This is a genomic window from Acinetobacter sp. FL (assembly GCF_040744925.1).
GTDB lineage: Bacteria > Pseudomonadota > Gammaproteobacteria > Pseudomonadales > Moraxellaceae > Acinetobacter > Acinetobacter radioresistens.
This window is the reverse complement of record NZ_CP160437.1, coordinates 886,972-899,385: the sequence shown is the minus strand read 5'-3', so window position 1 is coordinate 899,385 and position 12,414 is coordinate 886,972. Positions and strand designations below refer to the sequence as shown.

General features: G+C 41.3%; 12 protein-coding genes. 6 read left to right on the top strand and 6 right to left on the bottom strand.

The annotated features are described in order from the left end of the window. Nucleotides 1-43: 43 nt before the first annotated feature. The 6 genes from tssH (at nt 44) to ABZP31_RS04075 (ending at nt 7,656) form a co-directional block, all read left to right on the top strand. Nucleotides 44-2,731 carry a type VI secretion system ATPase TssH gene (tssH, locus tag ABZP31_RS04100; protein ID WP_106438622.1) on the top strand — a complete coding sequence of 896 codons (2,688 nt, stop codon included), beginning with the start codon at nt 44-46 and terminating at the stop codon, nt 2,729-2,731. Between the two features lie 22 nt (nt 2,732-2,753). Further along, nucleotides 2,754-3,857, top strand: a complete 1,104-nt coding sequence (gene tssA / locus ABZP31_RS04095) for a type VI secretion system protein TssA (protein ID WP_005025173.1) — start codon at nt 2,754-2,756, stop codon at nt 3,855-3,857. A gap of 15 nt (nt 3,858-3,872) precedes the next feature. Continuing rightward, entirely contained in the window at nt 3,873-5,237 is a 1,365-nt protein-coding gene (gene tssK / locus ABZP31_RS04090; protein WP_367156915.1) for a type VI secretion system baseplate subunit TssK, read from the top strand. Between the two features lie 11 nt (nt 5,238-5,248). After that, nucleotides 5,249-6,058, top strand: coding sequence for a type IVB secretion system protein IcmH/DotU (gene icmH / locus ABZP31_RS04085; RefSeq protein ID WP_017400909.1), 810 nt, complete (start codon nt 5,249-5,251; stop codon nt 6,056-6,058). Nucleotides 6,059-6,187: 129 nt separating this feature from the next. After that, entirely contained in the window at nt 6,188-6,691 is a 504-nt protein-coding gene (locus ABZP31_RS04080) for a hypothetical protein (RefSeq protein ID WP_227548693.1), read from the top strand. A gap of 5 nt (nt 6,692-6,696) precedes the next feature. After that, complete coding sequence (locus ABZP31_RS04075; protein ID WP_016801175.1) at nt 6,697-7,656, top strand: M15 family metallopeptidase; 960 nt, start codon at nt 6,697-6,699, stop codon at nt 7,654-7,656. 124 nt (nt 7,657-7,780) lie between these two features. On the opposite strand, the gene ABZP31_RS04070 is transcribed toward ABZP31_RS04075, so the two are convergent. From ABZP31_RS04070 to ABZP31_RS04045, 6 genes are all read right to left on the bottom strand, one after another. Continuing rightward, nucleotides 7,781-8,185, bottom strand: coding sequence for an aldehyde dehydrogenase family protein (locus ABZP31_RS04070; RefSeq protein ID WP_227548701.1), 405 nt, complete (start codon nt 8,183-8,185; stop codon nt 7,781-7,783). A gap of 178 nt (nt 8,186-8,363) precedes the next feature. Then, nucleotides 8,364-8,867, bottom strand: coding sequence for a flavin reductase (locus ABZP31_RS04065; RefSeq protein ID WP_005025161.1), 504 nt, complete (start codon nt 8,865-8,867; stop codon nt 8,364-8,366). Between the two features lie 17 nt (nt 8,868-8,884). Beyond that, nucleotides 8,885-9,838 carry a PDR/VanB family oxidoreductase gene (locus ABZP31_RS04060; protein WP_017400907.1) on the bottom strand — a complete coding sequence of 318 codons (954 nt, stop codon included), beginning with the start codon at nt 9,836-9,838 and terminating at the stop codon, nt 8,885-8,887. A gap of 32 nt (nt 9,839-9,870) precedes the next feature. Then, nucleotides 9,871-10,608 carry an SDR family NAD(P)-dependent oxidoreductase gene (locus ABZP31_RS04055; protein ID WP_017400906.1) on the bottom strand — a complete coding sequence of 246 codons (738 nt, stop codon included), beginning with the start codon at nt 10,606-10,608 and terminating at the stop codon, nt 9,871-9,873. A gap of 10 nt (nt 10,609-10,618) precedes the next feature. Continuing rightward, complete coding sequence (locus ABZP31_RS04050) at nt 10,619-11,104, bottom strand: aromatic-ring-hydroxylating dioxygenase subunit beta (RefSeq protein ID WP_017400905.1); 486 nt, start codon at nt 11,102-11,104, stop codon at nt 10,619-10,621. A gap of 10 nt (nt 11,105-11,114) precedes the next feature. Next, nucleotides 11,115-12,392, bottom strand: a complete 1,278-nt coding sequence (locus ABZP31_RS04045; RefSeq protein WP_017400904.1) for a Rieske 2Fe-2S domain-containing protein — start codon at nt 12,390-12,392, stop codon at nt 11,115-11,117. Nucleotides 12,393-12,414: the final 22 nt, after the last annotated feature.

Here is a 12,414-nt window from a genome sequence, read left to right as displayed (position 1 = left end):
TTATTTTCTAGATTTTGATATTCAAAAAATTTGCGAGTTATAAATGAGTAATTTAAAAATTCTAATTACAAAATTATCTTTTCCTGCCCGTACAGCCTTAGAAAAATCAGCAAATTTTTGTATTAAGTTACAGAACTATGAAATTGAAATTGAACATTTATTTATAGAATTATTAAATCAGGAAGTGCCCAATGATATACAGTTATTATTAGAAAAATATAACATTTCTAATGATAATCTAATCAATGATTTAAAGGAAACTATTTGTTCTTTACCGAAAGGAAATACTCGTACTCCTATTTTTGCCAAGTCAATTATCCGATTATTTGAACAGGCATGGTTAATCGCTTCAGCTGACCAAATTCCAGTTATTCGTAGTGGACACTTACTGGTAGCTCTATTAACGGCGCCTGATCTTTATCAGATTGCAACTCGAGCTTCAAGTCTGTTTGATTTACTGCCAATCGACAGTATGAAACACAAATTTCTGGAAGTATGTACATTAAGTACAGAACATAAAGTTGAGCGGTCTTGCTCTACAGAGCAGAACCATCTCCATACTCAACAAGAGACCATACCCTCTATATCACCTGCTATTAAAACGCCAGCACTCGATCAGTACACTATTAATCTGTCTGTAAAAGCCGAGACCGGTAAAATTGATCCTGTGATTGGGCGTGAACATGAAATCCGTTTAATGCTGGATATCCTATTGCGTCGTCGCCAGAATAATCCCATTCTAACTGGTGAACCGGGAGTTGGAAAAACTGCTGTAGTGGAAGGTCTGGCACTAAAAATTTCTCAAGGACTGGTTCCAGAGGCGCTACGTAATGTACAGCTTCATGTTCTTGATATGGGGTTATTGCAAGCAGGAGCAAGTGTTAAGGGAGAATTTGAAAACCGGTTAAAACAGGTTATTCAGGAAGTACAAGCCTCACCCCATCCTATTATTTTATTTATTGATGAAGCACATACCCTTATCGGTGCAGGTGGCCAAGCTGGGCAAAATGATGCAGCGAACCTCTTAAAACCGGCTTTAGCCCGAGGAGAGTTACGTACAATTGCAGCTACGACCTGGGCCGAATATAAACAGTATTTTGAAAAGGACGCAGCACTAAGCCGCCGTTTTCAGGTCGTAAAGGTAGAAGAGCCCAGTGAAGAAGTAGCAATTGATATGCTGCGCGCCATGATTCCCGTTATGCAGGCTCACTTTAACCTGCAAATTGATGATCAGGCAATTATTACTGCGGTACAGGCATCTCATCGTTATATTAGTGGTCGGCAGCTTCCTGATAAAGCTATTAGTGTGCTAGATACTGCTGCGGCACGGGTGGCTCTTACACATAATGCTCAGCCAGTGAAACTAGATCAGCTAAAGGCTCAACTGCACAATTTGACACTGGAACAACAGATTCTGCAAAATGAACATCGCCAGATCTCTATACACCATGAACGCCTAGATGAGCTTGAACAGTGTTTGGTAAGACTGCAACAGGAAATTCAGGAGACAGAAGACCAGTGGCAAGCAGAGCTGAAACTGGTCAAAAATATTCAAAGGCTTAAACAACAGGATACTGATGAACAGACTGCTGTTCAAAATGAGATTACCAGATTACGTGCAGATTTAAACGCATTGCAGGGACAACAGCCTCTGGTCTTTGAACGTGTTAACGCCCAGATAATTAATGAAATTATTTCTGACTGGACCGGTATACCAGTTGGCAATATGATCAATGACGAAATCAAGCAGATTTTGACCTTAGAAAACAAACTTGCGCAGCGTGTTATGGGGCAAAGTTGTGCACTTGAGCAGCTGGTACAAGGAATTAAAACTTCAAAAGCTAAACTTGAAGATCCCAATAAACCTCAGGGTGTATTTCTGCTTATCGGTCCAAGTGGTGTAGGAAAAACTGAAACTGCCTTAGCTCTTGCTCACGAACTCTATGGTGGTGAACAGCATCTAATTACTATTAATATGTCAGAATATCAAGAAGCCCACACCGTCTCTTCTCTCAAAGGTGCTCCTCCGGGATATGTCGGATATGGTCAGGGTGGAGTTCTAACTGAAGCAGTGCGTCGTAATCCTTATAGTGTGATCCTACTTGATGAAATTGAAAAAGCGCATAGTGATGTGCAGGAATTGTTTTATCAGGTCTTCGACAAAGGCACACTAGAAGATGGTGAAGGCCGTGTAATCGATTTTAAAAATACTATTATTTTACTGACTTCAAATATAGGATCTAGTGCCATTATGCAGGCCTGTCTGAGTCAGGAAGTCCAGCAATGGCCAAGTACCGAAGAGCTGGTCGAATATTTAAAACCAAGCCTGTATAAACAGTTTAAGCCTGCATTTATTGGACGTATGCGCATCGTGCCCTATTTCCCACTGCATGATGATTTACTGGTTCAGATCATTGAACACAAGCTGAATAAAGTTACTGCCCGCATCGAGAAACAGTATGCAACTGTGGTGCAATATTCAAATGATCTGATTGAGTTACTGCTTAGCCGGTGCACCGAAGTCGATAGTGGAGCGCGTAATGTAGATAACATTTTGAATTCTAGTATATTGCCGGCTCTGGCCACGCATTTATTAATAGCATTAGCGGAGCATCAACTTCCTAAAAAAATTACAATCGATGTTGAAAATGATGAAATTATTTATCGATTTGATCCGATTGAGAAAGTAAAAAAGAAACGTACAGTAAAGAAAACCAAGATAGAAGCTTAAAAAATTAAGAGTCACGTATTATATGAGTATCAATATCTCAAATTTTCTTGAGCCCATTAGTGAAGATAAATCTTGTGGAGAGGATTTTTCCTTTTCTAATGATTTTCACGAAATCAAGAAGGCAAAAACTCAAGATGACTTTTTGCTGGATCAGGGTGACTGGATTACCGAACGCAAGCAAGCAGACTGGGACTTTGTATCCAATAAATGTAGTGATCTTTTACAAAGCAAAAGTAAGGATATTCGTCTATTAACTTGGATTAATGAAGCTTGGGCGTATCTTTTTGGTTTCGAAGGTATTTCGAAAGGGCTGGAATTAAGCCACCGCATGCTTGAGCAATATTGGCAGTCCATACATCCTGAAATTGAAGATAATGATCTGGACCAGCGTATCGGTTTATTACAGGGTCTTCTTAACCAGTTAATACCTTTAATTAAAAAAGTTCCGCTGGTCAATACTGCACCATTTTACACTCTGCTGGACTATGAAAATTTTTTATATCATCAGAATATTCGTCGCAAGCAGGTAGATGAAGATTACTCTACAGAGCATGCTGCTGAACTGGAACAGTTCGAACAGGCACTTTTTAATACCTCCAAAAGCTTTCAATACCAGAATTATCAGCATTTTAGTGAGATTTTACTGCAATGGAACATAATCAAACAGGTATTAGATAATTTGATGGGGCTAGATGCTCCAAGTTTTGCTGCAATTGACTCAAGTTTGGCTGATATTCATGCAACATTAAGAAAAATCTATAAAGCAGAAGCTTTCGGTAGCATCATGACCCATTCTGTACCAGATACAGTCACTGAATCTGTCCCCTTGACTCCTCATATGATTATATCTGAGGAGCCAGCTGTGTTGCAGAACTCACTGGCCTTTCAGCCTCAGATTCAATCTCACATAGCAAACCGTGAGCAGGCTATGCGGGTTTTACAGGATATTGCTGATTATTTTCAAGCTAATGAACCGCACAGTCCTGTCAGCTATATGCTGCAAAAAACAATTAAATGGAGCCAGATGCCATTACATGAGTGGCTGGCACAAGTGATTAAAGATGACCAGCCGTTACAGATGGTAAAGGACATACTGGGTGTACAACCAAAGAATGAATATGAATAAGATTGGTAATTAATTATGTTTAAAGCAGAAAAAGTTCTTTGGGGCGAGGGTCTATTTTTACGCCCTCAGCATTTCCAGCTACAGGACTCTTATCATGAGCAACGTTTAAACCATACGATTCGTGCCACTATTCCTTTTGCGTATGGCATACAAAAATTGCAGTTTGATGAAGTTCAGCTCAGCACACATGTGCTGGCTTTAGAAAATATTGAAATGATCTGGCAAGATGGCGAGATTTACCAAGCACCAGCTCAGGATCTGTTACCTGCTCCTGTACTACTCGACGAATTAAGTCTACGTGGAGAGATGACAATTTATCTGGCTTTACCTATCTTACAGGCAAACAAGAAGAATGTTTCAGATGAACAGGCGTCACAGTCCAGCCGTTATCATGACTATTTGGTAGAAACACATGATTTGTTTACTACCGCTATGCCAGCAGATATTACTTTGTTACGGCGTCGTGCAGAATTTAAACTGCTTGAGACACATGTTCATCCGAATCAAGAATTAGAAGGTTTTTTATATTTGCCTGTTGGAAAATTAAAACGACAAAGTTCCGGTATATTTGAGTTGGACCGAAAATTTATTCCTCCAATTCTACAGGTTGAAGCCTCAGAAACCTTAACTTCTAATTTAAGACGAACTCTAAATATAATTAAAGCCAAGATTAAAACCATTCAGAACAATAATCGTGAAAACGAGCAGAAACTCATTGAATTCCGTTCGGGTGATATTATTTCATTCTGGCTGGTAAATGCACTAAATACTGCACATGCAGGATTAAACCACTTATTGCAGAACCCACAGGTTCATCCTGAGCGGCTCTTTTTTGAATTATTACGGCTGACAGGCTCATTGCTGACTTTTTCTACTGCTTATGAAGTTGAACATTTACCACAATATAAACACCATCAGCTACAGGAAAGTTTCCAGCAGCTCGATGTTATTTTAAGAGATTTACTCGATACCATTATTTCTAATCGTTACATTAGTATTGCCCTCAAGGAAATTCGCCCATCTTATTGGCTGGGTAGCCTAGAATCAGACAAAATTAATCGTGACACACGACTCTATATTGCTGTATCAAGCAGCATGATGCAGACACATGAGTTGATTCAAATTGTTCCTTTACGATTTAAAGTAGGTAGTACTGTTGATGTAGAACAGCGCGTGGTTGCAGCCTTACCGGCTATTCCACTGCATCATCTTGTACAGGTCCCGACTGCAATTCCAGTACGCTCAGGGGTAAGTTATTTTGAAATTGAAGCTCATCATGAATTATATCAGCGCATGATTGAGTCTGAAGCAATCTGTATTTATGTTCCTGCTGGCTTTCAAGACATCAGTATTGAACTGATTGCTGTTGTAAACGCTTAGAGAGGCTGGCTATGACACAACATCCTATGGGGGCACCTTCACTTTTTGATGATGGTAAAATTGGCACAGGTATACCAAGTTCCAGTCAGCCACAGAGTAAAGTCCAGACTATTAACCTGATTGATTTAATGCATGACGGTTTTTACATTGTATTTCTAATTCGAAATCAATACTTACCTGGGGATCCGGCTGAGTTCCGTCAGAAAATTCTGGACCTGCTTAACCGCTTTGAACAGCAGGCCAAAAAACTGCATTTTTCTGCTGATGACATTCAAGATGCGAAATATGCTTTTTGCGCACTGATTGATGAAACTATTGTAACCCAGCAGGATCCTGCGTATTTTAATCTGCAAAATGCATGGTTAATTAGCCCCTTACAGCTGAGCTTATTTGGTTCTCAGCTAGCTGGTTACCGTTTTTTTGAAATACTGGAAGAACTGCGCAGACGTGGTAAAGACCGCCTTGCGGCTCTGGAAGTTTTTCATTATTGCCTATTACTGGGGTTTCAGGGTAAATACCGGATTGAATCCATTGAGAGTCTCAATCATCTGGTAGCCAGGGTGGGTGACGAAATCGATTATCTCAAAGGAAAAAAGGCAGCTTTTTCACCTTTCTCGGCTATTCCAGACCAGATCAGGCATATTATTCACCGCGAACTCCCATTTTTCTGGATTCTGTTTTTTCTGCTGCTTTTTGCACTGTTAACCTTTGCCGGTTTACGTTTTATGCTGTCCAAACAAAATCAGCAGGCTTTGTTGCCCTATCAGAATGTGATTTCAGCACCTGCAGAAGAAGCTCATATTACTATCCATTTACCTTAGTAGATTAAAATGATTCAAGAGAAACCGACCTCCTTACGAATCTTGCAGCCATCCAAGAAAAATTCTCTATCACCTGCTCTATATATTCTGATCGGATTTATTTTAGGTATTTTATTCAGTGGTATAGCCATGCTCTTTTTATTTAGAGACTCTTCTGCACCCGCAGTAGTGGAATCTTCTGAAAAGGCTTTTACCCAGAGTAACTCTTCTTTAGCAGCGCATACTGCCCATGCAGAATCCGCGCCAACTTTGTTAGTTACACAAGAGCAGATTCAGGCTACTGAAGAAGAACTAGCCTCAGCTAATGATAATGATAATGATAATGATAATGATTTTATACAGCCTAAAGAGAGTGAACTCAGCAAGCTATTTACTCCCCCTCCGGTTACTCCAACTGCTACTCCACCGCGAGTTTCACCTTTTGAACATAAAGCTGCTGAGGTGAAAAATCTTCATACAATTCCTAAAACCGCACCTCATCTGGAAACTAAAAAAAGAGAAACTGCTCCTGCTAATGCAAAAATTGAAGCTAAATCGGAAATCATACCTGTTAAGGAAAATGAACCTGAGCTACCTAAAGCGTCGTTACAAATTAAAGTAACTCAAAAACCATTTTCCTTAGATGAATCCTAACTAGTATGATTTTTCTAATTTTCTTCTGTTTTATTTGCCTAGCAGTCGGACTGGGCTTTTTAATGTCTTATGAACTACGGGCACAAGGTTCACAGTTTATTAAAATGCTTTTACCGCAAGGCAGAAAAAAACTTTTAAACGTTCAACAGTTCGCCCATCATATGCACCATGCTGCTGCACCAGACAAATTACAGTCACACTGGTACTTGCAACAATGGTGGATACTTTTTGCAGGTTTTTTACTTTTTTCCAGTATTTTAATTTTTGCCTTTACCCGACCTGTCAGTTCGACACGGATAGAAGCGGATTATTTAAAAGAAGTTGATCCACAGATTTATGCTTTGCTCAATGGTGAAATACTGAGTTCTCCCCCTGAAGTTGATGAAACATTAATTCAGGAAGCTATTATAGAAGCCTCTCAACTAGAACAAGCCTATATGGCACAGAACATTAACTCTGTCAGTGCTGCTAATATAGAAAATCCAGCTGATCATCATCATGGATTATTGGATACCACGATGGTTAATCGTAAATGGGAGAAAATGAATCCGCGTTATAAGCAGCGCTTGCTGATGGTTTTTAAAATCATGAAAGAGCAGCACAATTATGAATTGGTTCTGCTGGAAGGTTACCGTAGCCCATCAAGACAGAATTTACTTGCTGGAAATCCGAACACAACACGCGCTAAAGGCTACCAAAGCTATCATCAGTTTGGTCTAGCCGCAGATGTAGCGTTCAAACGTAATGGTAAAGTAGTTATTTCCGAACGTGACCCCTGGGCAATGCGAGGTTATCAGATTTATGGAGAGGTTGCGGAATCTGTAGGGCTTACCTGGGGAGGTCGCTGGAAGTCCATTCAGGATTATGGCCATACAGAATACCGGATGCCAGGGCTGAAGAAAACACGTGAGATGGCTGAGAAATTAATTGCTGAAGCCCAAGTTAATATCAGTACAGACGGTTAATGATTTTATAAATAAGAAGAGGAAAAAATATATCATCCTCTTCTATAAATCTGTCTTATCTATACAGAATACTGTTTTGGTGTTTTTTGTAAAGTTACCCAGTGAACCGGAGTAAACTCTTCAATTACCTACTGGTCATTAAAGCGTCCCTATCCTGAATTTTTTCTCCACCAAATGGTGCAATGGTCTGATCATCTACTGAAGTATCATTGATATGAGTCATACCTGCTTCTATACCTAAAGCAAACTTCCAGCCTAGCTCATAATCTTGAGTGCATACAGCACTCGATAACCCATTTTCTGTATAATTTGCCAGAAACAGTGCATGAGTTTCGTCTTGAGCTTTGAGTACTGGAAGTATCGGACCAAAGCTTTCTTCCTTGGCAAGTACAGACTCAGGATCAGTTTCAGTAAAAATATACGGAGATATAATATTACCCTGAATCTCCCCTTTTAAAGCCAGTTTTGCACCTTGGGATATACCATTATCCATCAGGTGCTTGATATTTTTAACCTGTTTACCGTTGATGATTGGCCCAATTAAGGTGCTCTCTTGAGCAGGATTACCATAGGGTAAGGATTGTACTTTTTATCAGTTTTTCTAGGAATTCGTTGTGACTTTTTTAATCCACAATTATCCGTAACCATACTAGTTTTTACCCTTATTTAAATTCATTATTCCATGTAATTTTCAAATTTAAGATAAATTAAAGCTTGTATTCCTGCTGACCAATATGATGATAACAGCGATTGAAATATATCAAGCCATGACAACTCTCTTTATTCTCATTCATTTTAATGGCCTCAACCTCACAGTAAAAAATTGTATGTGTCCCAACATCATTCATTTGTCTGATCCGGCAGTCGAAACTGACCAGCGCATCTGAAAGAACTGGGGACCCAGTCAGCAGTGTAGTCCATTCTCCATGGGTAAAGCGTTCGTCCATAGGTATTCTGGAAGCAAAAGCTTGAGAAATCTGCTGATGATGTGCGCCCAGCACATTGACCGATAAAATTCCATTATTCTTAAAATGACAGTGAGAACTTGATGAACGATTCATGCAGACCAAAAGTGTGGGAGGCGTGTCAGTTACGCTACACACAGCCGATGCGGTAAAGCCGAACCGTCCTGTTTCCCCTGCTGTGGTAATTACATTGACTGCGCCCGTCAGCAATGACATGCCATTACGAAAATCTGTTGTTTCTACCATGACTGTCTCCTTTGTCATCAGATATCCAGTACCAGGCGAGCCGACTTAGAACGCGAGCAGCACACCAGAATCTGTTCATTACTTGCCTTTTCTTCATCGGTAAAATAAACATCCCGATGATCCGGCTCTCCTTCAATTACATCACACATACAGGTACCGCATACACCCTGCTCACAGGACATTTCTATTTCAATACCTTCTCTGGCTAAGGCCTGTAAAATGGTTTCTTCGGCATTGACCAGAACAATTTTACCGCTACGCTGAGCCATAACTTCAAACACTTCACCGCTGGTGTCAGTATCAACCTGAAAGTATTCTTTATGGATCTGCTGCTCTGGGAAATTCTGGGTTTGTGCCAGATTAATCACCCAGTCCATAAACCCGGACGGACCACAGGTATAAATATGGCTCTGTCGATCAAGATCCTTTATAGCTGACTGAAAAAATTCGCGGTGACTGGCACCTTCAGATTTGAAATGAAACCGGGTAAATGCAGCCAGTTCACCATTTCGAATTTCATTTACGAAAGCACAGCGTTCGGGGCTGCTGCCACAGTAATGCAGTTCAAACGATGCGCCTTGATGCAGCAATTCATAAGCCATGGTAATAAGAGGCGTAATGCCAATTCCCCCACCAATCAACACAGTATGTTTAGCCTGTACCAACGGAAATAAATTACGTGGTTCACTGACCTGAATCTGCATGCCGTTTTGAATATCGTCAAATGCCGAGACCGAGCCACCACGTGATGCCGGCTCTTTCAATATACCCAAGCGAAAAACACCCTGCTTTGCCGGGTCCTGACACAGTGAATATTGACGGATCATCCCATTAGGCAGGTGTACATCAATATGTGCGCCTGCTTCCACTTTAGGTAAAGGCTGGGCGGTTGCTGATTCAAATTCCATGACTGCAATATCACCGCCTTCGATATGCCGATGTTTCACGACTACATCATAAAGTGCTGTCATTCCAAACTCCTTTTACTTCATCAGCCGCAGGGCTATCGCATAAATAATCCACCATTAATGTCCCAGGTAGCACCTGTGACAAAATGGGCATTCGGGCTGGCCAGCAAGGCACAGGTTTCAGCAATAAACTCCATACTGCCGAGTGCCTTGACCGGAATATTCTGGATGAACTGCTCTATCTTTTCATCCGGCACTACGCTATGCACAATGGGTGATTCCATCGGTCCAGGCGCTACCGCATTTACGGTCACGCCTTTGGCCGCGAACTCCTTGGCGAAAATTTTAGTCAGCGTTACGATTGCCCCCTTACTTGCCGCATAATGTGCGCCTGTAGCCGTCCCCCCATTTTGACCCGCCAGTGAAGCCATATTGATAATCCGGCCATAGCCCTGTTCAGCCATGTATTTGCCAATAATTTGACAAGCCTGGAAAGTCCCGCGCTGGTTTACCTGGGTGATCCAGTCAAAATCTGCAGCAGAAATCTCCAGTACAGGAGTAGCTTTGGTTACAGTGGCATTATTAATCAAGACATCAAGCTGGTTAAATTGCTGTCTGATGCACTCAACTGCTTTATGAAAATCTGTTTCTACAGAGATATCCAGTTTCAGGGGAAAGATATTTTCTGGAAAGCGGCTATTTTTTTTTGCATTTTCAGCTTTTTCCAGTGTGCTAGCAGAAAGAATAACCTGATGGCCCTGCCCGGCAAAATGCTCCGCAATTACATTGCCAAGGCCGGAAGCAGCACCTGTCACTAAAACCACTTGTTTCATCTATATGCTCCTACAGGATATAGCTAATACCAGCCAAGGTATCAGTTGAGTTGACCAAGCTGATAATCTTTCGATGAATACGAAAGCTGTTATCCTGATCGCGCATCAGATGATAGGTTACATCTGCCGTATAGTGACGCAGGTTTTCTTTACGGAACTCACGCAGATTTTGGGCACAGCGCAGGACAATCTGGTCATCCTGCTCGTCAATAATCCGTATCCGCGAGATACTGCGCACCGTATTGGCTTTAGGTGAAGTTGAAATGGCTTCACCATTAATCAGACGCTGAACACGTAATGTACGCATATGATGATCGTCATAGGCATAGTTCAGGTTATTTTCATAATCAGTCAATGCCGGATCAATCGGGATAATATATCTACCTTCTTCATCCCAGAGAGCAAGCCATTGCTGGTATTCAGCATGATCCAGCATATCTGCCTCAGTCCAGATAAAAGCAGTGACTTCATTTAACAGGTTTAAATTGATTTTCATTGCTCTCTCCTTAAGCCGTCATCATCTTTTTCCACTGCTGATAGGCACCGCGCATACCTGTCTCAGCACTGACATCGCTTTTTAAACCATCCTCAGTTTTAACTTCACTTGGCAAGCCGCGGTTTAACATGATCCATAAATCATTTCCGGCACTGGCTCCATGCTGTACACGTTCCCAGGCTTCTGCATCATCAGGTGTACCAAATCCAAATGGTCCCTGAAAATGTTCATGCAACCGCAAGCGATACTGGTTGGCAATCTGTGGGCCGCCATCCATGGTAATAACCGAATGATGAATCTCAGTTTCCTTGACTGAAACTGGCTGTAAAACGCGGAAAAATGCCATAGAGCAGGCAATGTTAGGGAACAGGTTCAGGTTAAAACCCGAGCCTCCTACTGCACGGACAATACGTCGCACTTGTAGTTCTTCATGCCCTTCATTGCGCAGGGCCTGTGCCAATTCTTCAAAACGTTCCTGAATCGGACGTTCCATCAGGTCTTCTTCAAGGTCAACCAGCTCAGGTATCATGACCATAACACTGTGGCCATTGCCTAAATCTTCTACAAAACCTGGCTGATTTTCAAAATTAAATAACTCTTCAGTTTTATCATCAACCGAGCTTAAGAATGACTTGTGCACCAATGGAAAATGATAGGCATCAGTTGTATTTTCCAGCTGTATTTTCCAGTTACCCGGAAAGCGGAAACGATGTTCGCCTAGCACCTTGACCGGATAACCGGCACCCTGTTTCATAAACAGGTCGATCCATTTCTTGGCTGGCCCCAAGAATTCTTCCAGAGATTGAATGTCCTGCTTAAATGAGGCAAAAATCATACCGTTATATTCTTCAACGCGCAGGCTGATCAGAGGGAATTCAGATTTATCCAGACATTCGCCATAACTCTCTGGTGAGGGCACACCACGCAGGCTGCCATCCAAGGCATAGCTCCAGCCATGATAAGGACAGACAAAACTATTGGTTTTGCCCTTTTTATGTTCACACACGGTAGCGGCACGATGACGGCAACGGTTTAATAAAACGTGAACTTTCTTTTTACGGTCCCGTACAGCCACGACTGGCTGCTTACCAATATTAATCGTTTTATAACTGCCCGCCTCAGGAATTTCGCTGGCATGGGCTACCCAGACCCAGGTGCTATAAAAAATTTTTTCCATTTCATCTTCAAAGATTTTTTCATCTTTATACAAAGAAGTATGGACACGGTCATGCTGGACCAGTTCATTATAATCGGTATCAATGTTATGCATCGGAATAATACTATTCATGGCAACTGTCCTTTTAAATTTT